We start from the raw sequence: 21633 nt of genomic DNA on the forward strand, positions 1-21633 counted from the left end.
CCGCCGGTGGGAGTGTTCGGCCAGGTCAACGCCTGCTCCGTGCACCACCAGTACTCCTCCAGCGACTCACCCTTCCACGCGAAGACCGGAACACCCGCGGGGGCCTCCGGGGTACCGGCCGGACCGACCGCGATCGCCGCGGCCGCGTGGTCCTGGGTCGAGAAGATGTTGCAGGAGGCCCAGCGCACCTCGGCACCCAGCGCGACCAGGGTCTCGATCAGCACCGCCGTCTGCACAGTCATATGCAGCGAACCGGTGATACGGGCACCCGCCAGCGGCTGCGCGGCGGCGTACTCCTTACGGATCGACATCAGACCGGGCATCTCGTGCTCGGCCAGAGTGATCTCCTTACGGCCGAAAGCCGCGAGAGAAAGGTCAGCGACCTTGAAGTCCTGTCGATTGGCGACCGTCGTCATAACGGGCTGCTCCTCAGTTGGTTCGAGGGTGGATGGGCGGCGCTCTGCGGCCTCGGGCACACGAATGCCCGAGCGGCTCGCAGCGCAGTCCGTCGGAGGCCCTCTCTCCCTCGGCCGGTCCGTGGCTACGGACCGATCGACCGCCATCAGCAGCGACGTCTGGCACTGCCGTCGAATCTACACCGAACGGCCCAGCCGCTCCCAGCCCACTGGTCCGGGGGCGGCTGCGAAGGCGAGGACGGCGCGTTCAGTGGCTGGTTCCGGTCGGGTCGGAGGGGCCCTTGGCGTCCGGGGCTCCCTCGGCGGGATCCAGGGCGTCCTTGGCGGGATCCATGACGCCCTGGGCGGCGTCCTTCGCCGGGTTGGTGCCGGACCGGGCCGCGGCCTCGTTGTAGATGTCCGGTTCCAGGTAGATGACCCGGGCGATCGGGACGGCCTCGCGGATGCGGGACTCGGCGGCGTTGATCGCGTTCGCGACCTCGGTGGCCGTGTCGTCGTGCTGGACCGCGATCTTGGCGGCGACCAGCAGTTCTTCCGGGCCGAGGTGGAGCGTGCGCATGTGGATGATGCCGGTGACGGTGTCACCGTCCACGACCGCGGCCTTGATCTTCTCGACCTGGTCGGTGCCGGCGGCCTCGCCGAGCAGCAGCGACTTGGTCTCGGCGGCCAGGACGATCGCGATCGCGATCAGCAGGATGCCGATGCACAGGGTTCCGATGCCGTCCCACACACCGTCGCCGGTGCCGATGGCCAGGCCGACGCCTGCGAGGGCGAGGACGAGACCGATGAGGGCACCGAAGTCCTCCAGGAGGACGACGGGGAGCTCGGGGGCCTTCGCACGGCGGATGAAGTCGGGCCAGGACAGCGCGCCGCGGGTCTCGTTGGACTCCTTGATGGCCGTCCGGAAGGAGAAGCCCTCCGCGATGATCGCGAAGACCAGCACGCCGACCGGCCAGTACCAGGCCTCGATCTCGTGCGGGTGCTTGATCTTCTCGTAGCCCTCGTACACCGCGAACATGCCACCGACCGAGAACAGCACGATGGAGACGAGGAAGGCGTAGATGTAGCGCTCGCGCCCGTACCCGAAGGGGTGCTGGGGGGTGGCCTCGCGCTTGGCCTTCTTGCCGCCGAGCAGCAGCAGCCCCTGATTGCCCGAGTCGGCGAGCGAGTGCACGCTCTCCGCGAGCATCGAAGAGGAGCCACTGAACAGGAACGCCACGAATTTGGCCACTGCGATCGCGAGGTTGGCGCCGAGCGCCGCCACGATCGCCTTGGTTCCGCCTGACGCACTCATGGGTGCCTGGTGTCCTTTCGTTCGGTGCTGCGGCTCCGGCGGCCGCGGTACGGCCGGACATTGTTGCAGTCCACGGCGCGGACGGTACGTCAGGCCACCACAGTGGCTCGGAAGAGCGTGCCCGTACCGGACACTTCGGCCTTCTCGCCGGCCGGTACGAAGACCGAGTCGCCCGGTACGAGACCGAGGTCGCCGGTCCGCGGGGCGCCCGCGGTGCAGAGCAGGATCTGAGGCGTGGCCGCGGTCAGGTCGACGGGGTCGCCGCCCGGTGAGAGGTCGAAGCGGGAGAGCCGGAACTCGTCGACCGGGGTCTCGTACAGCTCCTCGCCCGACGGGGACGCCTCGGGGCGCAGGATTCCGGGGTCGGTGGCCTCGAAGCGGACGATGCGCAGGAGTTCGGGTACGTCGATGTGCTTGGGCGTCAGTCCGCAGCGCAGCACGTTGTCCGAGTTGGCCATGATCTCGACGCCGAGGCCGTCGAGGTAGGCGTGCGGGACTCCGGCGCCGAGGAACAGGGCCTCGCCGGGCTGGAGTCGCACGTAGTTCAGCAGCATGGCCGCGATGACGCCCGCGTCGCCCGGGAAGTGGTGCGCGATCCGCGCGTACGGGGCGTACGCGCCGCCGAGCCGTTCCGCGGCGGCGGCCGCGGCGGTCACCGTCTCCGCCATCTGTGCCGGGTCCGCGGTGAGGATCGCCGTGAGGACCTCGCGCAGGGCGTCCTCCTCGGGGTGCGCGCGCAGCAGGTCGGCGTAGGGCTTCAGGGAGTCGACGCCCAGCGCCTCCATCGCCTCGGCCGCCTCGATGGGCCGGCGGAAGCCGCACAGGCCGTCGAAAGGGGTGAGCGCGCAGATCAGTTCGGGCTTGTGGTTGGCGTCCTTGTACGTGCGGTGGGCGGCGTCGATCGGGACGGACCGGCGCTCCTCGTCCGCGTAACCCTGCTGTGCCTGGGCGAGGTCGGGGTGGACCTGGAGGGAGAGCGGTGCTCCGGCGGCGAGCAGCTTGAGGAGGAAGGGGAGCCGGGGGCCGAACTTCTCGACGGCGGCCGGTCCGAGCTCGCCCACCGGGTCGGCGGCGATGACGTCGGTGAGGGGCTGCTCGGTGGGGGGCTGCGGGGTGCCGGGGGCGATGGCGGGGCCGGTGCGGGTTATCCGGGAGGGGGCTCCGGGGTGGGCGCCCATCCACATCTCGGCCTGGGGCTCGCCGGTCGGGGCGACACCCAGCAGGGCGGGGATGGCTGTGGTGGAGCCCCAGGCGTACGGGCGCACGGTATTGGAGAGCCGGTCCATGGAGTTCGTCCTCGTGCTGTGTCGGATGCGTGCGTGGATCTTGGTGCCGCACGGATGGGTTGGTGCTGTGCGGATGCGTTGGTGCTGTGCGGATGCGTTGGTGCCGCACGGATGGATTGGTGCTGTGCGGATGGGTTGGTGCCGCACGGATGGGTTGGTGCTGTGCGGATGCGTTGGGCGTGGTGCTGCGTGGGCTGGGCTGGGCTGGGCTGGGCTGGGGCGCTGGTTGCCGCGTGGTGGTTCAGGCGCGGGCTTCCGAGGCCAGGGCCAGGTAGACGGCGGCGAAGTCGGTGACAGCGAGGAGTTCGGCGAGGGCTTCGAGTTGGCTGCCCTCCTCCGGTTCGAGTTCGCTGATCGGCGTCTCGTGGCCCAGGGCGAGCTCGCGGGCCGCCGGGGCCGCGCTCAGGCCGCCGGTGGGCCGGTCCCTGAGCAGGACGACCCGGGCGCGCAGGGCCTCCGGCTCGTCGACCCGGTCGCGGAAGAACTCGTCCGGGTCAGCTCCGGCGGCGAAGGCCCCGGCCAGCAGGCCCCCGTGGACGGGGAGCGCCTCAGGGAGTTCGGCCGCGAGGGCCGGGCGGCCCGAGAGCTCGGCCAGGACCGCGGCGAAGCGGCGCCCGACCGGGGCCGCGGCCTCGCCCTCGGTCCAGACGAGCGGAAGGCTGTCCGCGAGTTCGGCGGCCAGGGTCTTGGCCGGATTGCTGTACGTGGCGATGGCCGGTCCACAGCGTTCCGCCGTGCGGTCGAGGCGGTCGGCCACGCTCTGCAGCGTCTCCGGGGGCGCGGTGACCAGGCCGACGCGGTCGAGCAGCGCGAGCAGCGGGGTGAACAGCGCCCACAGGGTGCCGGGTCCCGCGGCCGACGTCTCGGCGTCGTACTCGCCGTGCGGGGCGGAGGCCATCGGTACGACGAGGCCGTGCACGCCGTCCACCGCCTCCCGCAGCGGCGACTGCCTGGGGGTGACGGCGACGACGCTGCAGCCTCGGCGGTACGCCTGTTCCGCGACGAGTGCCAGACCGGGCTCCGAGCCGTCCGCGGTGACGATGAGCAGCAGGTCGAGGGAGCCGGCCCAGCCGGGCAGCGTCCAGCGCATCGCGCCCGCGGCGGGGGCGACGCCGGTCGGCTGGACGCGCGTGACCGGCGCGGAGGCTCCGGCGAGGGCGGCGATCAGGTCCGCGACGCCGGATGCGGCGGTGCCGGAGCCGGCGACCAGGACGGCGCGCGGGCGGCCCTCCGGGTTCAGCTCGGGGATGCCGGCCTCCGTCGCGTGCCGGGCGGCGGTACGGACCCTGGCCCCGGCCTCGGCGGCGCCGCGCAGCAGGCCGCGGCGGTCGGCTCGGGCCAGGGCTTCCGGGGCGTCGAGCAACGACTCGTCGAGCATGGGGACGGTCCTCCGATCACACGCTGATCACCGTGCGGGGTGTGGGCCCGGTTACGCGGGGCGGCGGGCCTCGTCGACGAGGAGGACGGGGATGCCGTCCCGTACCGGGTAGGCCAGTCCGCAGCCCTTGCCCGTGCAGACCAGTTCGGGGCTGTCGGCCGCCGATCGGTCATCCAGGGGGGCGTGACAGGCCGGGCAGGCCAGGATCTCCAGGAGGCCGGCTTCGAGCGGCATGGGGTGGGTCCCTTCGGGCGGGCACGAGTGCGTGTTCTTGGTCATGGACCGGGCGACGTCAGCCTACCGCCGGGGTGGCGGGGACGCGGTCCGGCCGGGGTGCGGGGGGTGGGGATGTGGTGTGGGGCCGTGGTGGAGGGGCAGCGCGGGACGGTGGTGTGGGGGCGGTGGTGGCGGGGCAGTGCGGGTGCGTTGACGGGGTGCGGGCTGGGGAACGGGCGCGCGTGCGGCGGGCCTGTTCCCCAGCCCGCCCCTTCCCGTAACCGTGGTTCCGCACCGGACCCCGCTCCTCAGACGCCGGAGGGGCTGGATTTCAGGAGGCCGGACTTCAGGGCGGGAAGTGGGGCAGTGGCTCAGGGCCTGCGGATTACTGTCAGGGCCTCGTCGCGTACCGCTGCCATCGTCTTCTCGTCCCGGGCCTCGACGTTCAGGCGCAGCAGCGGTTCCGTGTTGGAGGCGCGGAGGTTGAACCACCAGTCCGGGGCCGTGACGGTCAGGCCGTCCAGCTCGTCGGTGCTCACGCCCTCGCGGTCCGCGAACGCGGCCCGGACGGCCGCCGTGCGGGCCGGCTGGTCGTCGACCGTGGAGTTGATCTCGCCGGAGCCGGTGTAGCGGTCGTACTGGGCCAGCAGGGCCGAGAGGGGCTCCTCCTGGCCGCCCAGGGCGGCCAGGACGTGGAGGGCGGCGAGCATGCCCGTATCCGCGTTCCAGAAGTCGCGGAAGTAGTAGTGGGCCGAGTGCTCACCGCCGAAGATCGCCCCGTGTGCGGCCATCTCCGCCTTGATGAAGGAGTGGCCGACCCTGGTGCGGACCGGGGTGCCGCCGTTCTCCCGCACGACCTCCGGGACCGAGTGGGAGGTGATCAGGTTGTGGATGACCGTGCCGCTGCCGCCGTTGCGGGCCAGCTCCCGGGCGGCGACCAGGGCGGTGATCGCCGACGGGGAGACTCCCTCGCCCCGCTCGTCCACCACGAAGCAGCGGTCCGCGTCACCGTCGAAGGCCAGGCCCAGATCGGCGCCCTCGGCCACCACGCGGGCCTGGAGGTCGACGATGTTCTTCGGATCCAGGGGGTTGGCCTCGTGGTTGGGGAACGTGCCGTCCAGCTCGAAGTACATCGGGACCAGCTCGACGGGCAGGTCCGCGAAGACCGTGGGGACCGTGTGGCCGCCCATGCCGTTGCCCGCGTCCACGACCACCTTCAGCGGGCGGATCGCGGACAGGTCCACCAGCGACAGCAGGTACGCGGCGTAGTCGGTGAGCGTGTCCCGTTCGGTGACCGTGCCGGGGGTGGCGGCCGGCTGCGGGGCGCCTGCCGCGGACCACTGCTCGACCAGGGTGCGGATCTCGGCCAGGCCGGTGTCCTGGCCGACCGGGGCGGCGCCCGCGCGGCACATCTTGATGCCGTTGTACCGAGCCGGGTTGTGCGAGGCCGTGAACATCGCGCCCGGCAGGTCCAGCGCCCCCGAGGCGTAGTACAGCTGGTCCGTCGAGCACAGGCCGATCATCGTGACGTCCGCGCCCCGGGCGGCCGCACCACGGGCGAAGGCGCCGGAGAGGGCCGGTGACGTGGGGCGCATGTCGTGGCCGACCACGATCGCGGCCGCGGCCGTCACCTCGACGAACGCCGCTCCGAACCGCTCGGACAGGGCCTCGTCCCACTGGTCGGGCACGACTCCGCGCACGTCGTACGCCTTCACGAGCTGCGACAGGTCTGCAGTCACGGGCCGGTCCTCCTGAGGGTTTCTTCGGACCGCCAAACTACCCGGCGGCCGGAGACCCCCCGCGCGCCGGGCGCACCGGCGACCGTTCAGGACTCGGCTACCGGCGACCGCTCAGGACTCGGGCGAGCGCAGCACCCGGAGGTGGCCCCGGCGGGCGACCTCCGCCGGATCCGCGGTGCGACGGCCGCCGCCGCCACTGGGTCCGTCGCCCCGGTCCTGCGGACGCGCCGCTTCCCGTACGGCGTTGGCGAGCGCTTCGAGGTCGTCACCGCTGGGGCGCACGGGCGCGGAGGGGTCGGAGAGCCGGACGACCTCCCAGCCGCGTGGCGCGGTCAGCCGCTCGCTGTGCTCGGCACAGAGGTCGTAACAGTGGGGCTCGGCGTAGGTGGCGAGCGGGCCGAGGACCGCAGTCGAATCGGCATAGACGTACGTCAGTGTCGCGACGGCAGGGCGGCCGCACGCGGTGCGCGAACAGCGACGTACAGGGCTCACGATGTTGGACGCTACCGCACTCTTGAGCGGGCTGCGACGACTCTCCCCCGGCTCACCCCACCGTGTCGCCCTGTGACCCGCGGTACGGCCGCCCCCGGACAACTCTCCTGACCTGCGCGGAAACGGAGGAGCGCAGGTCATGACGGCAACGATTCCGGTCGCCGCTCACCGCGAAACCGGTCGTGGGACAAGAGGAGGAAAGCCACGAAGCGGGGCCGGAACCGGGCTCCCCGTGGCCGGATTGTTCAGGAGCGGACAGGCCGGTTTCGTCCCCGCGCAGCCACCGTCCACTCGTCGCGCGGAGCGTTACGCTGCGTCGGTGATGGACAGTCCCGTACCGCCGCACCCTTCCGAGCCGCGACCTCGGCGCCGAGACCGGCACGGCCGAGGCATGCGCGGGCCCGTCGCACCGCCCCAGGTGCCGCTCTCGGTCAGCCGGGCGGACAGCTTCCGTGATCTCGTCCAGGACTCGGTCGAACGGCTGGAGCGGCGCTGGCCGCAGCTGGCCGAGGTCGACTTCGTGGTCCTCGACGTGCCGAGCACCGGGGAGGAGACCGTTCCGCTGGGGAACGCGCTGTCCGCGGAGAAGGGGCAGCCGGCGCAGATCGTCATCTACCGGCGTCCCGTCGAGATCCGTACCAAGAACCGCGACGAGCGCGCACTGCTGGTGCACGAGGTCGTGGTGGAGCAGGTCGCGGAACTGCTCGGCCTCGCCCCGGAGTCGGTCGACCCGCGCTACGGGCAGGAGTAGCGGGAAGGGGGCCGGGCGGGTTCGTTCCGCCCGGCCCCCGCGCCCGGCGTGCTCAGTCGTCCAGGACCGACAGGTCCTGTTCGGCCACCGGTACCTCGACCGTTCCGCCGTCGTCCGAGAGGGTCTGCACCGTGAACATCGGGATGCCGTCCTGCGGAAGTGCGAGCGTACGGGCGGCGTGGACCGGGCCGCCCGACTGCGTCCGTACCGTCAGCGCGTACGTGCCCTTGAGGCCGGACGGGACCGGCGGGGTGACCGCGAGCGTCGTGCCCGCGGCGACCTTGTACGTCTTGCTGACCGGGGTGCCTGCCTTGCTGCCCGCGGACGCCGTGACCTCCACGGTGCCGGCGGCGCCCGGCGCGGTGAGCGAGAGGGTCGAGCCCTTCGACCGGTTGTCGGCCACGGTGGCCTGCGCGCCCACCGGTCCGGTCGCCGGGATGTAGCCGACCTCCTGCTTGTCACCCTTGCCCCGGACCACCCGCAGAGCGGCCACCACGGGGGTGGCCCTGTCCTTCTGGGTGGGGGTCAGCAGCAGGGATCCCGCCTCGCCCCGGGTGAGGTTCTTCAGGTCGACCCCGGCCGTCATCCGCGACTTGACGTGGAGATCCTCGTTGCCCACGGGGGCGAACGGCCCGGTCTTGCCGAGCAGCCGCACGGTGAGGTCCGCGTCGTCCTCGCCGGGGGCGAAGGCCACCAGCCGGACCGAGGTCGCGTCCGCGGGGATACCGGGCAGCACCAGGGTGCCGGCCGGGGCGGCGGAGGCCGTGAGCCAGTCGCTGCCGGTCTTGCTGTCCGCCGTCCTGACGACCGCGCCGACCCGCCCGGTGCGGGTGGTGACGTGGACGGTCACATCGTCGGCCGCCTTGCTGGTCAGCGTCGAGATCAGCACCCGGACACCGGATCCGGCGGGGACCGTGATGCCCTCGCCGACATCGGACTTGAGCGTGCCGTCCGGGCCGTACAGCTCGATGTCGGCCACCGCGGCGGTGTCGTCCGGGTTGGTGAGGTTGACGTAGTCCTCACGGGTCTTCGCGGTGCTCGCGGCCGGGAACCAGAAGTCGGTGTCGGGTGCCGTGCAGCTGACCCCGAGCACGCCCCGTCCGTCGCCGGCCTCGACGGTGGTGGTCTGCTGAGTGCTCCAGCCGGGCGCGAGCCGGCCGGTGGCGGTGCCGACGAGAGCGGGGGCGTCCGAACCCGACACATCGGCGGTGACCGGCTTGCCGGGCTCCTTCAGAGCGACGACAAGCTTGTCCGAATCGGCCGCCTTGTCCTTGCTCTTGTCCTTCGATTTGTCCTTGGACTTGTCCTCCGACTTGTCCTTCTCGTCCTTCTTCTTGCCGGCCGCGGGTGACTTCAGTTCGGCCGTGCCGGCTTCGCCGTCGCCGTTCGCGGGCGGGGTGAAGGACGTGTACGCCGTCTCCGCGAGATCCGAGAGGCCGGGTGCCGGGCAGAGCAGGCTGGACCGCTCCACGGGCAGCCGGGAGGGCGCCCCGGCCTCCGTGGCACCGGCGTCCCCCGGCACGTTGAGCGCGGCGAATCCGGTGACTGCGGCGAGGGCGACGGCCCCCGCGATGAGGGAAAGGCTGGTGGACTTCACTCGGACTCGCCTCGCGATGCGTTACCGGTCGGCCACGGGTTCTGGCCCGGGGCGGGGTTCTCGTCGGGATTCTGGTTCTGATCCCGGTTCTGGTCCTGGTCGTGGCCCTGGTCCTGGCCCTGGGTGTCGTACGGCTGCTGGTCGCCGTACTGGCCCGCGCCGTACTGGGCGTTGGAGTCGTACTGCGCGTTGGGGTCGTACGGGGCGTTGCCGTACTGGTCGCCCGTGCCGTACTGGGCGTTGGGGTCGTACTGCGGGTTGGCCGGGTCGTACGGGGCGTTGGTGTACTGCCCCTGGCCGTACGCGGTGTAGTCGCCCTGCTGCTGCGGATAGCCGTACTGGTCGTACGCGCCGGAGGCGTTCTGCTGCTGCCCCGCTCCGTACTGGCCTTCCTGGTACTGGCCGTCCTGGTACTGGTCTTCCTGGTACGGCTGGTAGTCGGCGCCCTGGTACTGCTGGCCGTCCCACTCCCCGTACTGCTGCTGCGGCACCGCCGCGTACTGGCCCGTGTCGCCGTCCGCCGGCTGGGGCACGGCCGCGTACTCACCGGTCTCGCCGTCCGCCTGCTGCGGTACGAAGACGTCCTGGCCGTCGGCGGCTTGCGGTTGCGGTTCGGCTGCGGGCTGCTGGGGCGGGGCGTACTCCGTCCGCTCCCCCTCGTCGCCGGGCTCCTCGCCGTCCTCGCCCTCCGCCTGGGCGGCCGCGCGCAGCCTGCGTGCCCGGCGGCCCTCGCCCGCGACCGGCTCGGCGGGGACCTGCGCGGTCTCCTCCGGCAGGTCGTCGTCGATCTCCCGGCGGCGGCCCGGAAGGGCCAGGACCAGCAGGACCACGCCGAGCGCGGCCTGCGCCCAGATCCACGCGGAGTGCGTGATCGACGCCTCGTACGTGAGGTTCAGCGAGCCGCCGCCGGTGGGGAGCTCGAAGCCCTGGGCCCAGCCGTCGACGGTCTTGCGGGTCAGCGGCCGGCCGTCGAGCGTGGCCTGCCAGCCCGGGTCGGCGGCATCGGCGATCCGCAGCACCCGGCCCGCGCCGCCCGGCGGGATCTCGGTGTGCGCCTCGACCGGACTGGAGCCGACCGGCAGCGGCTCGGCGTCGGCGTCGGACGGGACGATCATGATCCGGGCGACCTGCCGGTCGACGCGCCAGAGCGCGCTGCCGTCCAGCTGGCTGAGCCGGCTGAGGCCGGGCGTCGCGTCGAGCACCCGGCTCATCTGCTTCGGCGCCCCGTCCCGCACGAGGACGTAACGGATCGCGAAGCCGCTGAGCTGGCTGCCCTGGTCGGCGCCGGAGCCCGCGACCAGGTTGGCGACGACCTTGTCGAGGTGGCTGTTGCCGCCACCCGCCGCGGCCAGCTCGCCGTCACCCAGGCGGGCGCCGGAGCCGCGGACCAGGGTGTACGCGACGGAGGAGGGCGATGTGCCGTCGAGCACCAGGGTGCGCGGCTGGTCACGGGTGCCGCTCTCCTCCGCGACGAACGCCGGCACCTGCACCGGGTCGCGCCGCTCCAGCGGGCCCGCGGCACCGCCGATCATCCAGCCGGCGGCGGCCAGCACGGGGGCGATGCCCGCGGCGAGCGCGATCAGGACGGCGACCGGCTGGCGCCAGCCGAAGCTGAGTTCCGCGACGCGGATGCGTGCACCGTCCGCACCGACCAGCGCGGCGGCGATGAGCGCGGCGCCGTAGACGAGGGTGGCCGGTCCCGCCCAGCCGGAGCCGTTGGCGAGCCCGGCGAAGGCCAGGCCGACCAGGGCCACGGCCCAGGCGGTCCGGACCGCGAACTGCCGCTCCCCGCGCAGCAGCGCGGCCAGCGCCGCGAGCACGATGCCGAGCAGCAGTACGCCGCCCGCCGCCTTGGGCCCGCCGGGGCTGATGCCGAGCAGATCGAGGGCGGAGGCCGATCCCGTACCGGCCTCCAGACCCGCTTCCTTCAGGAAGGACGAGGGGCTGGTCAGCAGGGAGAGCGACCAGGGCGCCAGGACCAGCAGCGGGGTGCCGACGGCGGCGAGGAAGCGGAGTCCGTAGGCCGTGATGTCGTTGCGGCGCAGCGCGAGGACGCCGATGCCGAGAACCACGGCGAGCGGCCACACGATGGGGGTGAACGCCATCGTGAGGGTGAGGAGCAGGGTGTACGCCCAGGTCGCGCGCCAGCTTCCCCGGCTGTCACCGCTGCCGCGCATCCCGTGGGCCGAGACCGCCGCGCGGGCGATCAGGGGCAGCAGGACGAGCAGGACGGCGGTGCCGAGCCTGCCGGTCGCCAGGGCTCCGGTCGCGGCGGGCAGGAAGGCGTACGCGACGCTCGCCCAGGCCCGCAGCAGCCGCGAGGGGATCAGCGGACGGGAGACGAAGTACGCGGTGAGTCCGGCGAGCGGGACCGAGCAGACCAGCAGCAGGGTCAGCGCGAAGCCGGTGGAGCCGAGGAACAGCCCGGACAGCGCGGAGATCATGGCCAGGTAGGGCGGTGCGGTCTGGGTGCCGCCGGTGCCGACGGTGTGCCAGGCGTCCGCGTACCGGCCCCACAGCTCGGAGACGTCGCCGGGTGCGGGCAGCAGGGCGCCGCCGGCCAGTGCGCCGCCGCCGATGAGGCTGCGGCAGGCGACGAGCGAGACCAGGAGCAGGACGGCGAAGAGCACCGGTCCCGGCTTGCGGCCGACCCGCTTCAACTTGGCGAACTGGTCGATCTCCAGGAAGTCGGCGTCGTCGCCGCCCGGTCCGGACTCGACGGCGCCGTGCCGCGAGCCGCCGGACTCGGCCTCCGTGGAGCCGCCGAAGTTCCCGGCGACCTGTTCCACGGTGGCGCGGACGGTGGCGCCGGGTGCGGGGAAGAGCCCGCGCAGCTCGGCCGGGTCGATGACGCCCTTGCCGCGCCGGCGGCGGGCCGCGAGGATGCGGCCGGGCCGCAGCAGGGTGCCGAGGAGTCCGGTGACCTCGTCGACCGCCTGTCCCGGCACCTTGCCGACGAGGTAGGCGAGCGTACGCAGCAGGGTGCCGAGCACCAGCCGGAGCAGCGCCCAGGGCAGCATCTTGCCGCGGGCGTTGGCGAGCATCGTGTAGACGGCGCCGGCCTTGTCGACGCGGTGCGGGCTGGAGACGGAACGCCCGGCGCAGTCGATGGGGCGCCGTTCACGGGCGGACGCCTCGGCGTGCCGCAGGACGGCGTCGGGGGCGATCAGCACCCGGTGTCCGGCCATGTGGGCGCGCCAGCACAGATCGACGTCGTCACGCATCAGGGGGAGCCTGCGGTCGAAGCCGCCGAGCTCCTCCCACACGTCACGGCGGATGAGCATGCCGGCGCTGGAGACGGAGAGCACGGTACGGACCTGGTCGTGCTGGCCCTGGTCCTGCTCGCGCCGGTCGAGACCGGTCCAGCGGCGGCCGCTGTTGGCGATGGAGACGCCGACTTCGAGGAGCTGCCTGCGGTCGTACCAGCCGCGGAGTTTGGGGCCGACGATCGCCGCGTGCGGGTCGTTGTCGACGACGCGCAGCATCTCGGCGAGCGCGTCGGGCTCGGGCGCGCAGTCGTCGTGGAGCAGCCAGAGCCACTGCACCGGTTCGCCGTGCGGTAGTTCGGGCAGGTCGTAATTGTCGTCGTGCCAGGACCGGGTGACCGGGTCCCAGCCGCTGGGGCGCTTCAGGTACGGCAGGTCGTCCGGGGTGAGTACCCCGGCGGTGCGGCTCGCCTCGTCGACTGCGGTGCCGAAGCTCGTACGTCGCGCGAGGTGCAGGACGCGGTCGGCGCCGAGCGCCTCTGTGACCAGCCGCGCGGAGTCGTCGGCGCTGCCGGTGTCGGCGGCGACGAGGCTCTGTACGGGGCGTTCCTGCCCGAGCAGCCCGGCGAGTGCGTCGGGCAGCCAGCGTGCGCCGTCGTGGGAGACGAGCACGGCGGTGACGACATGCCGGGGGAACTCTGGGGCGGCGGCGGCCGCGTACGGCGCCGTCGAATGGCTGTGCACGGACATCGAGGTACGGGCCCTCCGGCCGGGTCCGGGGGGAACGTACCCCCGGGGGCTGCATCGGTGTACACGCGCGCCCTGTCGGGTCGTTGGCGCGTCTCGGACGGGGCCCCACACTAACGGTACGGATAACCGGGGTGGCGCGGAGCGGTTGAACGAGAGCGACGGTACGGGGCCGGGGGCGGTGCGCCGGGCACGGCGATGGCCCGCCGCCTGCGGGCAGGGTGCAGGCGGCGGGCCATGGGCGGGCCGGGTCGGGGGCAGGGCCGGGGAGCGGTCCGCTCCCCGGAGTCCGGCGTCTCCCGGCCAGGCTCAGGGTCTTCGAACCAGGCGCTTTCGGGCCAAGCGCTTCGGGTCAGACGCTTCGGGTCAGACGCTTCGGGTCAGGCGCTTCGGCTGGGGTCTTCCTTCGGGCGCCCCGGTCGGCGCGCATCGGATCGCGGTCTCGGATCGCGGCGTTAGATCGCGGCCTTCTTGAGACGCCGCCGCTCGCGCTCGGAGAGACCGCCCCAGATGCCGAACCGCTCGTCCTTGGAGAGCGCGTACTCAAGGCATTCGGACCGGACTTCACAGGCGAGGCAGACCTTCTTCGCCTCGCGGGTGGATCCGCCCTTCTCAGGAAAAAAGGACTCAGGGTCGGTCTGGGCGCACAGTGCGCGCTCCTGCCAGCCGAGCTCCTCGTCCGCGTCCTCGACCAGCAGTTGCTGGAACAGCTCGGTCATGTGCGCCCCTCGTCTGTCTCTTGCGTCCCCGTGATGCGGCCGTTATCGAATCGGCCGAACGACACGAGTGAAATTACAAGTGTGTAGCTTCGTGCCAGTCAAGCGCAGATCTGCTATTGGGCCCGGTATTCACTCTGCGGCACCAAGCCTATGCGGTAAGTGTTCAAATAGCCAAAAACCTGACATATGCCATGGGCCTCTCGCACGCCCGGCACGCAATCGCCCGTCACGGAGAGGAACTCCCCCGGGGGTGGGCACGTTGCGATTCGATCACCGAAGCGATCAAGATCACAGTCGGGTCACGGCTCACAAACACGTTTACGGACACCTCCGCTGCGCCATGTCTCCGCCGCAAGCGCTGCACAAACCTTTCTCCGCTCGGAGCAACCGGATGAGGTGAAACATTAACCTCAAATCGGGCATTGGGTTGACAGTCCAGAGGTTCTCCGGCTCTCCTTGATGTCATGCCAGTGACCTCAGCCGTGCGCGTCACCCACACCCGTGGGTTCCGTAGCGCTGTCCAGGCTCGCTGTTGCTGTTCCAGCTGTCTCAGCTGTTGAAGCCCCCGCGCTCCAGCCCGACACAGCTCATCCCGGACCCCCGGACCCTCTCCCGCGGCCTTCACGGCCCGTGGTCACCCGGTCCCCACGGCCCTCGCGACACCCCTGCACCCCCACCGCACCCGCACTCCCGTGCACTCCTGCCGAGGAACCACCGCACCCATGAACAGCGACAGCGACCTCCAGATCGCCGGCGACCTCCTTGAGGTCCAGCACCTCCTGCGCCCCGCCCGTGAGCACCCCGCCACGGTGGCGGAGTTCGCCGGGCTCGCCCGTTCCATCGCCGACGACCGCTCCCGCTGGGCCCCGCTCGTCCAGTACGACGCCACCACCCGCTGGTACCACCGGATGCTGAGCCTCCCCGGGTACGACGTCTGGCTGCTCAGCTGGATCCCGGGCCAGGGCAGCGGGATGCACGACCACGGCCCGTCCTCCGGCGTACTGACCGTGCTGGACGGCGAGCTGACGGAGCGTACGGACCGCGGGAAGCGGACGCTCGGTTCCGGCGCCCAGCGCGTGTTCGCCCCCGGCTACGCCCACGAGGTGGTCAACGACTCCCTCGAACCGGCCGTCAGCCTGCACATCTACTACCCGGGCCTGACCGACATGCCCATGCACGCCGCGCAGTGCGCCGCGGCCGCCGCCACCGTCTGAACAGTCCCGCCACCACCCCGACAACGACCAGGCTTCGCCTGACAGTCCCACCCGCCGCCCGCACCACCCCAACAAGGACCAGGCTTCGCCTGACAGTCCCACCCGTCGCCCGCCACCACCCCGACAAGGATCAGGCTTCGCCTGACAGACTGTTTCCATGCGCATTGTGGTTCTGGCCGGCGGTATCGGTGGTGCTCGTTTTCTGCGTGGCCTCAAGGAGGCCGCGCCCGACGCGGACATCACGGTGATCGGCAACACCGGTGACGACATCCATCTGTTCGGGCTCAAGGTCTGCCCCGACCTCGACACCGTCATGTACACCCTCGGCGGTGGCATCAACGAGGACCAGGGCTGGGGCCGTACCGACGAGAGTTTCCACGTCAAGGAGGAACTCGCGGCCTACGGCGTGGGACCCGAGTGGTTCGGCCTCGGTGACCGCGACTTCGCGACCCATATCGTCCGCACCCAGATGCTCGGCGCGGGCTATCCGCTGAGCGCCGTCACGGAGGCGCTCTGCGCGCGCTGGAAGCCGGGGGTCCGGCTGCTGCCGATGTCCGACGACCGGATCGAGACCCACGTGGCGGTCGACGCCGACGGCGAGAGCAAGGCCATTCACTTCCAGGAGTACTGGGTGAAGCTGCGCGCCTCCGTCCCGGCGCGGGCGATCGTGCCCGTCGGCGCCGAGCAGTCCAAGCCGGCGCCGGGCGTCCTGGAGGCGATCGCCTCGGCCGACGTCATCCTGTTCCCGCCGTCGAACCCCGTCGTGTCCATCGGGACCATCCTCGCCGTGCCCGGTATCCGGGAGGCCATCGCCGAGGCCGGAGTGCCGGTCGTCGGCCTCTCCCCCATCGTCGGCGACGCACCGGTGCGCGGGATGGCCGACAAGGTGCTCGCCGCGGTGGGCGTCGAGTCGACGGCCGCTGCGGTCGCCCAGCACTACGGCTCCGGGCTGCTCGACGGCTGGCTCGTCGACACCGTGGACGCGGGCACGGTGGACGAGGTGGAGTCCGCGGGCATCCGCTGCCGCTCCGTCCCGCTGATGATGACCGATGTCGCCGCCACCGCCGAGATGGCCCGGCAGGCGCTCGTTCTGGCGGAAGAGGTACGGGCATGAGCACGGCTTCGGACCCCTCGCCCTCCTTCCGGGTGTGGGCGCTGCCCGGGATGCCCGAGGTGCGGGCCGGTGACGATCTCGCGAAGCTGATCGCCGCCACCGGGCCCGGCCTCCTCGACGGTGACGTCCTGATCGTCACCTCGAAGATCGTCTCCAAGGCGGAGGGCCGGATCGTCGAGGCCGCCGACCGGGAGGCGGCGATCGACGCCGAGACGGTACGGGTGGTGGCGCGGCGCGGCACCCTGCGGATCGTCGAGAACCGGCAGGGCCTGGTCATGGCCGCCGCCGGGGTCGACGCCTCCAACACCCCCGCCGGGACGGTCCTGCTGCTGCCCGAGGACGCCGACGCCTCGGCGCGGGCGATCCGGGACGGGGTACGGGACACGCTCGGCGTCGAGGTCGGCGTCGTCGTCACGGACACCTTCGGGCGCCCCTGGCGCAGCGGGCTGACCGATGTCGCGATCGGCGCGGCCGGCGTGCGGGTGCTGGACGATCTGCGGGGCGGGACCGACGCGTACGGCAATCCGCTGAGCGCGACCGTGGTCGCCACCGCCGACGAGCTGGCCTCTGCCGGTGACCTGGTCAAGGGCAAGGCGAACGGGCTGCCGGTGGCGGTGGTGCGCGGGCTCGGCCACGTCGTGGACCCGGCGTCCGCCGAGGGCGCGCGGGCGATGGTTCGGGGCGCGGCCGATGACATGTTCCGGCTGGGCACCTCCGAGGCGGTACGGGAGGCGATGACCCAGCGGCGCACGGTGCGCGAGTTCACCGACGACCCGGTGGACCCGGGCGCGGTGCGGCGGGCCGTGGCCGCGGCGCTGACGGCGCCCGCGCCGCATCACACGACGCCGTGGCGGTTCGTGCTGCTGGAGTCGCCCGAGTCGCGGACCCGGCTGCTGGACGCGATGCGGGACGCGTGGATCGCGGATCTGCGGCGGGACGGGAAGAGCGAGGAGTCGGTCGCCAAGCGGGTGCGGCGCGGCGAGGTGCTGCGCCGGGCGCCCTATCTGGTGGTCCCGTGCATGGTGATGGACGGCTCGCACACGTACGGGGACACCCGGCGGGACACGGCGGAGCGCGAGATGTTCGTGGTCGCCGCGGGCGCCGGGATCCAGAACTTCCTGGTGTCGCTGGCGGGCGAGCGGCTGGGGTCCGCGTGGGTGTCCTCGACGATGTTCTGCCGCGAGGTCGTGCGGGAGGTGCTGGCGTTGCCGTCCTCCTGGGATCCGCTGGGGGCGGTGGCCGTGGGACGGCCGGTGGAAACGGCGGCGCCTCGGGCCCGGCGCGACGCGGAGGACTTCGTCGCGGTGCGGTGAGCCGGCGCGGGCCGGTGTTTCGGAGCTCCGCCCCCGGACCCCGGTCCGCGATCCCCGGACGGGCTTGAGGCGACCGGAGGGCCCTGACGTGACCGACGGGCTTGAAGTGACCGGACGGCCCTGAGGCGATCAGCGGGCTTGGGGCGATCGGACGGCTCTGATCTGATCTGATCCGATCGACGGGCCTGAGGTGGCCGGACGGGCCGGAACGGAGGCCCCGGCTACAGCCTGGCGATGTCGCCCCGGGTCATCCGGGGCGCGTGGCGGGGCGGGGTGTTGCCCGAGAGCATGATCAGTCGGGTCGCCCGGTGGCGCTGGCCCTCGTACGGGGAGAGCAGGGTCAGCATCTCCTCGTCGTCGGCGTTCCGGTTGCCGGCCAGCGCGTGGCCGACGATGCCGGGCAGGTGGAGGTCCCCGACCGTCACCGCGTCCGGCTCGCCGTTGGAGCGTTGCAGGGTCTCCGCGGCCGTCCAGGGGCCGATGCCCGGGATCACCTGGAGGCGGGCCATCGCCTCGGTCAGCCCCATGGTGGCGGCCTCCTCCATGCGGCGGGCCACCCGGACCGCGCGCAGGATCGTCGCGGACCGCTTGCTGTCCACGCCCGCGCGGTGCCACTCCCAGGACGGGATCAGCGACCAGGTGCGGGCGTCCGGCATGACGTACAGGCCGTACTCCTGCGGGCCCGGCGCCGGCTCGCCGTACTTGCGGACCAGGAGGCGCCAGGCACGGTACGCCTCGTCCGTGGTGACCTTCTGTTCCAGGACCGACGGGATCAGGGACTCCATCACCAGGCCGGTGCGCAGCAGCCGCAGTCCCGGCCGCCGGTGATGGGTCACGGCGAGCAGCCGGTGGCGCGGAGTGAAGGCCTCCGGTTCGTCCGAGGCGCCCAGCAGCGTCGGCAGCTGATCCAGCAGCCAGGCGGCACCGGGCCCCCAGGCGGCCGCCTCGATCCGCCCCTCGCGGGCGACGACATGGAGGGTGCCGGGGCCCGCGGGGGTGCGGCTGGCGCGGCGGACGGAGCCGTCGGCGGACATCCGGAAGGTGGGGTCGGCGGGGCCCCGGCGCAGCGGGCCGAGGACGAGCCGCAGGTCGAACGGGCCCGGCGGGGTCCAGTCGCGGGTCAGCGCCGCCGGTTCCGGCGTCGTCACCTGGCGCGGCACGGCAGCGTGCGGGGCGCTGCGGGGAGCGAATCGTCCTGCCACGGGTGAGGTCCTCGGTAGTCGGGGTGCCTGTCGAGGGTACGGCTGTTTTCGGCCAGTCATGGTCTGCTGCGGGGAGCGGCTCGCCCGCTCATTCGTCCGAGGAGAAGCGCACCGACGCGGCGGGCAGGTGTGCCCCGCACCAAATCCGGACGCCGTCGCGCAGTTCGTTGTCGGCGCCGACCTTGGCCCCGTCCCCGATGACCGCGCCGGCCAGCACCGTGCGGCTGCCGACCCTGGCACCCGCTCCGACCAGGGAGTCCGTGATCACCGCGCCCGGTTCGACGACCGCGCCCGCCAGCACGGCGGAGCCCTCGATCCTGGCGCCCGCGCCGATGACGGCGTCGGCGCCGATGACCGTACCGCCGGTGAGTTTGGCGTCCGGGGCGACCGAGGCGGTCGGCAGCACGAGCCGGTCGCCGCAGCGGCCGGGGACGGCCGGGGACGGCGCGCGGCCCAGCACCAGGTCGGCGGAGCCACGTATGAAGGCCTGCGGAGTGCCGAGATCCAGCCAGTACGTGGAGTCGACCATGCCCTGGAGATGGGCGCCGGAGGCGAGGAGTCCGGGGAAGGTCTCGCGCTCCACGGAGACCGGCCGGCCGGCCGGGATGGTGTCGATGACGGAGCGGCGGAAGATGTACGCGCCCGCGTTCACCTGGTCGGTGACGATCTCCTCCGGGGTCTGCGGCTTCTCCAGGAACGCGGTGACCCGGCCGGTGTCGTCCGTCGGTACGAGGCCGAAGGCGCGCGGGTCCTCGACCCGGGTGAGGTGGAGCGAGACATCCGCCCCGGAGTCGGCGTGCGAGGTGACCAGAGCCCGGATGTCGAGGCCGGTGAGGATGTCGCCGTTGAAGATGAGGACCGGTTCCTCCGGTCCCGAGGTGAGCCGTGCGGCGACGTTGCGGATGGCGCCGCCGGTGCCGAGCGGTTCGCGTTCGGTGACGTACTCGATGTGCAGGCCGAGCTCCGAGCCGTCGCCGAAGTACGGCTCGAAGACCTCGGCCAGGTAGGACGTCGCGAGGACGATGTGCTCGACCCCGGCGGCACGCGCACGGGCCAGCTGGTGCGTGAGGAAGGGGACGCCCGCCGCCGGAACCATGGGCTTCGGGGTGTGCACCGTGAGCGGGCGCAGCCGGGTTCCCTTGCCGCCGACCAGGAGGATCGCTTCTTTTGCCTCTGTCACAGCACTGTCTCTGCTTCCTGCTGGGGCCGGGCCTGGTAAGAAGCTGTTGTCCGATCTCCGCTGGATCAGCGCGGGGCGCCCGGCGCGGCCGATCGCAAGGCGCCGGAGTGTCCTCATGGCGGAGCCATTCGGACACTCCGGCAGCGCCGCGAGCGGCCGCGCCGGGCGCCCCGCGGCCAGTGGAGATCGGACAGCAGCTTCTTGGGCTGGCCAGTGTATGCAGACCGGAGGGGGTGTCCTCGGTCAGCAGCCCGCGGCAGGACCCGGGCGGGCGGCGCCCTTCGGCTCCTGCCGGGTCAGCGGCCCTGGAGCTTGGCCGAGCTGGTCCGGGTCGTGCCGAGCTTCTTGTAGAGACGTGCTCCGGGGCATTCGGTTGCGAAACCGTCCCGGTGACCGGAGATGACGTTGAGTTTGACCTTCTTGCCCTTCTTGTACTTGTTGCTTCCGCCCGACACCAGGGTCACCTTGCCCTTCGGGTTGGCCTTGAAGAGGCCGAGCTTCCAGGCGGTGAGCTTGGCGACGGCGTTGACGGAGGCGGCGGGCGGGTTGGTGCCGCTGAAGGTCCCGAGCACCACGACGCCCATGGTGTTGGTGTTGAAGCCGAGGGTGTGCGCGCCCATGACGGCCTTCGTCACGCCGCCGGCCCGGCCCTCGTAGATGTTTCCGCACTTGTCGACGGCGAAGTTGTAGCCGATGTCGCGCCAGCCGTTGCTCTTGACGTGGTAGCGGTAGATGCCGCGCAGCACCGAGGGCGCCTGGGAGCAGGTGTAGTTGTTGCCGGTGGCGCTGTGGTGGACGAAGGCCGCCTTGACGGTCTTGGTGTACGCGAAGGCCTTCTCGCGGATCTTCTCGTCGGCGCCCCAGCCCTTGCGGGTGATGATGCGCGGGCGGGGCCCGATGTACGGCTTGGCGCCCGGGGCGTAACCGGCGGCCGCCTCGGTCGCGGACCTGCTCAGGGCGGGCAGCGCGGTGGCGCTCCGAGCCGCGGCACGGTCGGCGCCGGCCGCTCCGGTGGCGGGCGGCTCCTGCGGGTCCTCGCCGGGGTCGACGAGTTCGAGGTGCAGCCCGGCCGGCAGCGGTACGGGGGTGGCGGACGCGTCGCGGGTGACGGAGCTGCCGGGGGCCTCGGGGTCCACCCGGACCTCTACGCCGTCGGACGCGCCGACCCAGAGCGGGGCGGTGGAGCCCCGCACGGCGCTCGACTCGCGTTCGGCGGTGCCGGGGTCCGCGGCGTGCTCGGCGTTGTGCGTCTCCAGGTCCTGCCAGCCGGACCAGCGGCCGGTGCCGGTGGAGCGGGTACGGACCTGGGCGGTGCCGTGGAGTTCGGTGTTCGCGTCGTCCCAGACGACGCCGACCATGGAGAACGGGTGGACATCGCGCTCGGCCAGCCCCTGTCCGGCGGCTGGAGCGCGTTCACCGGGGGCCCGCGCGGAGGCTGTGGACAGGGGGGACAGGGCCAGCGACTGCGTCGAGCCGGGCAGCGCGGCGGGTTCGGACGCCTCGGCGGGCACGGAGCCCGCGGTGGCCGGGTGGGCGTGGGTGTCGGAAGCGGCGCCCGCGGGCGCGGCGAGCGGCAGCGCGAGGGCTGCCGCGCAGGTGACACCAAGGGAGGATGCAATGAAGGCACGCATACAGATAATCCTGGGCACAAGCAGACAAGTCCGGCGACCGGTGTTTCCCCCGGCAGTTGACGGCCCGTCTGCCGAACCGGTGTACGGGTCACCCGAGGCACCCGGCCCGGCCGGCCGCCGCCACGTACTCTTGCGCGG

At 72.5% G+C, this 21633-nt stretch carries 17 protein-coding genes; 4 read left to right on the forward strand and 13 right to left on the reverse strand.

Features of this window, described 5'->3' with window-relative positions:
• The 7 genes from ACIP89_RS15095 to ACIP89_RS15125 form a co-directional block, all read right to left on the reverse strand.
• The coding region (locus ACIP89_RS15095; RefSeq protein ID WP_401926518.1) for an adenosylhomocysteinase at positions 1–416 on the reverse strand (416 nt) is incomplete at its 3' end.
• A gap of 247 nt (positions 417–663) precedes the next feature.
• The gene (locus ACIP89_RS15100; protein ID WP_401926520.1) at positions 664–1710 is read right to left on the reverse strand and encodes a cation diffusion facilitator family transporter; all 1047 of its coding nucleotides are present in this window, start codon (positions 1708–1710) and stop codon (positions 664–666) included.
• 89 nt (positions 1711–1799) lie between these two features.
• Complete coding sequence (gene manA / locus ACIP89_RS15105; RefSeq protein WP_401926799.1) at positions 1800–2996, reverse strand: mannose-6-phosphate isomerase, class I; 1197 nt, start codon at positions 2994–2996, stop codon at positions 1800–1802.
• A gap of 241 nt (positions 2997–3237) precedes the next feature.
• The gene (locus ACIP89_RS15110; RefSeq protein ID WP_401926524.1) at positions 3238–4374 is read right to left on the reverse strand and encodes an SIS domain-containing protein; all 1137 of its coding nucleotides are present in this window, start codon (positions 4372–4374) and stop codon (positions 3238–3240) included.
• Between the two features lie 51 nt (positions 4375–4425).
• Complete coding sequence (locus ACIP89_RS15115; protein ID WP_073738559.1) at positions 4426–4608, reverse strand: Trm112 family protein; 183 nt, start codon at positions 4606–4608, stop codon at positions 4426–4428.
• Positions 4609–4961: 353 nt separating this feature from the next.
• On the reverse strand, positions 4962–6329 hold the full coding sequence (locus ACIP89_RS15120; RefSeq protein WP_401926527.1) for a phosphomannomutase/phosphoglucomutase: 1368 nt from the start codon (positions 6327–6329) through the stop codon (positions 4962–4964).
• A 111-nt stretch (positions 6330–6440) separates the two neighbouring features.
• Positions 6441–6821, reverse strand: a complete 381-nt coding sequence (locus tag ACIP89_RS15125; RefSeq protein WP_401926806.1) for a DUF3499 domain-containing protein — start codon at positions 6819–6821, stop codon at positions 6441–6443.
• A 322-nt stretch (positions 6822–7143) separates the two neighbouring features.
• Between ACIP89_RS15125 and ACIP89_RS15130 the strand changes: the two genes are divergently transcribed.
• On the forward strand, positions 7144–7572 hold the full coding sequence (locus ACIP89_RS15130) for a metallopeptidase family protein (protein WP_401926532.1): 429 nt from the start codon (positions 7144–7146) through the stop codon (positions 7570–7572).
• A gap of 52 nt (positions 7573–7624) precedes the next feature.
• Here ACIP89_RS15130 and ACIP89_RS15135 read toward each other — a convergent pair whose 3' ends face one another.
• The 3 genes from ACIP89_RS15135 to ACIP89_RS15145 form a co-directional block, all read right to left on the reverse strand.
• Complete coding sequence (locus ACIP89_RS15135; RefSeq protein ID WP_402115233.1) at positions 7625–9169, reverse strand: DUF5719 family protein; 1545 nt, start codon at positions 9167–9169, stop codon at positions 7625–7627.
• The gene (locus ACIP89_RS15140; RefSeq protein ID WP_402115235.1) at positions 9166–13125 is read right to left on the reverse strand and encodes a glycosyltransferase; all 3960 of its coding nucleotides are present in this window, start codon (positions 13123–13125) and stop codon (positions 9166–9168) included. Before ACIP89_RS15140 ends, ACIP89_RS15135 begins: the two co-directional genes overlap by 4 nt.
• A 452-nt stretch (positions 13126–13577) precedes the next feature.
• Positions 13578–13841 carry a WhiB family transcriptional regulator gene (locus ACIP89_RS15145; RefSeq protein ID WP_024494319.1) on the reverse strand — a complete coding sequence of 88 codons (264 nt, stop codon included), beginning with the start codon at positions 13839–13841 and terminating at the stop codon, positions 13578–13580.
• A gap of 722 nt (positions 13842–14563) precedes the next feature.
• Here ACIP89_RS15145 and ACIP89_RS15150 point away from each other — a divergent pair.
• The 3 genes from ACIP89_RS15150 (at position 14564) to ACIP89_RS15160 (ending at position 17482) form a co-directional block, all read left to right on the forward strand.
• Complete coding sequence (locus tag ACIP89_RS15150) at positions 14564–15055, forward strand: cysteine dioxygenase (protein WP_401926539.1); 492 nt, start codon at positions 14564–14566, stop codon at positions 15053–15055.
• A gap of 157 nt (positions 15056–15212) precedes the next feature.
• Positions 15213–16169: a 2-phospho-L-lactate transferase gene (gene cofD / locus ACIP89_RS15155; RefSeq protein WP_073738552.1), complete on the forward strand. Its 957-nt coding sequence runs from the start codon at positions 15213–15215 to the stop codon at positions 16167–16169.
• Positions 16166–17482: a coenzyme F420-0:L-glutamate ligase gene (locus tag ACIP89_RS15160; protein ID WP_402115237.1), complete on the forward strand. Its 1317-nt coding sequence runs from the start codon at positions 16166–16168 to the stop codon at positions 17480–17482. Before cofD ends, ACIP89_RS15160 begins: the two co-directional genes overlap by 4 nt.
• A 221-nt stretch (positions 17483–17703) precedes the next feature.
• On the opposite strand, the gene ACIP89_RS15165 is transcribed toward ACIP89_RS15160, so the two are convergent.
• The 3 genes from ACIP89_RS15165 to ACIP89_RS15175 all read right to left on the reverse strand — a co-directional run bounded on the left by ACIP89_RS15165 (position 17704) and on the right by ACIP89_RS15175 (position 21495).
• Positions 17704–18684: a DNA-3-methyladenine glycosylase family protein gene (locus tag ACIP89_RS15165; RefSeq protein ID WP_401926543.1), complete on the reverse strand. Its 981-nt coding sequence runs from the start codon at positions 18682–18684 to the stop codon at positions 17704–17706.
• Positions 18685–18772: 88 nt separating this feature from the next.
• A complete protein-coding gene (locus ACIP89_RS15170; protein ID WP_401926546.1) occupies positions 18773–19864 on the reverse strand; it encodes a sugar phosphate nucleotidyltransferase in 1092 nt (363 codons plus the stop codon).
• 296 nt (positions 19865–20160) lie between these two features.
• A complete protein-coding gene (locus ACIP89_RS15175) occupies positions 20161–21495 on the reverse strand; it encodes an N-acetylmuramoyl-L-alanine amidase (protein WP_402115238.1) in 1335 nt (444 codons plus the stop codon).
• Between the last annotated feature and the right edge of the window lie 138 nt (positions 21496–21633).

The organism is Streptomyces sp. NPDC088730 (genome assembly GCF_044751215.1).
Taxonomy (GTDB): Bacteria; Actinomycetota; Actinomycetes; order Streptomycetales; family Streptomycetaceae; genus Streptomyces.

What these genes read in the sequence shown, in the direction of transcription:
- manA (WP_401926799.1), bottom strand. Translation starts at nt 2,996, where the DNA reads ATGGACCGGCTCTCCAATACCGTGCGCCCGTACGCCTGGGGCTCCACC.
- ACIP89_RS15150 (WP_401926539.1), top strand. Translation starts at nt 14,564, where the DNA reads ATGAACAGCGACAGCGACCTCCAGATCGCCGGCGACCTCCTTGAGGTC.
- ACIP89_RS15175 (WP_402115238.1), bottom strand. Translation starts at nt 21,495, where the DNA reads ATGCGTGCCTTCATTGCATCCTCCCTTGGTGTCACCTGCGCGGCAGCC.
- ACIP89_RS15130 (WP_401926532.1), top strand. Translation starts at nt 7,144, where the DNA reads ATGGACAGTCCCGTACCGCCGCACCCTTCCGAGCCGCGACCTCGGCGC.
- ACIP89_RS15140 (WP_402115235.1), bottom strand. Translation starts at nt 13,125, where the DNA reads ATGTCCGTGCACAGCCATTCGACGGCGCCGTACGCGGCCGCCGCCGCC.
- cofD (WP_073738552.1), top strand. Translation starts at nt 15,213, where the DNA reads ATGCGCATTGTGGTTCTGGCCGGCGGTATCGGTGGTGCTCGTTTTCTG.
- ACIP89_RS15100 (WP_401926520.1), bottom strand. Translation starts at nt 1,710, where the DNA reads ATGAGTGCGTCAGGCGGAACCAAGGCGATCGTGGCGGCGCTCGGCGCC.
- ACIP89_RS15115 (WP_073738559.1), bottom strand. Translation starts at nt 4,608, where the DNA reads ATGCCGCTCGAAGCCGGCCTCCTGGAGATCCTGGCCTGCCCGGCCTGT.
- ACIP89_RS15145 (WP_024494319.1), bottom strand. Translation starts at nt 13,841, where the DNA reads ATGACCGAGCTGTTCCAGCAACTGCTGGTCGAGGACGCGGACGAGGAG.
- ACIP89_RS15160 (WP_402115237.1), top strand. Translation starts at nt 16,166, where the DNA reads ATGAGCACGGCTTCGGACCCCTCGCCCTCCTTCCGGGTGTGGGCGCTG.
- ACIP89_RS15110 (WP_401926524.1), bottom strand. Translation starts at nt 4,374, where the DNA reads ATGCTCGACGAGTCGTTGCTCGACGCCCCGGAAGCCCTGGCCCGAGCC.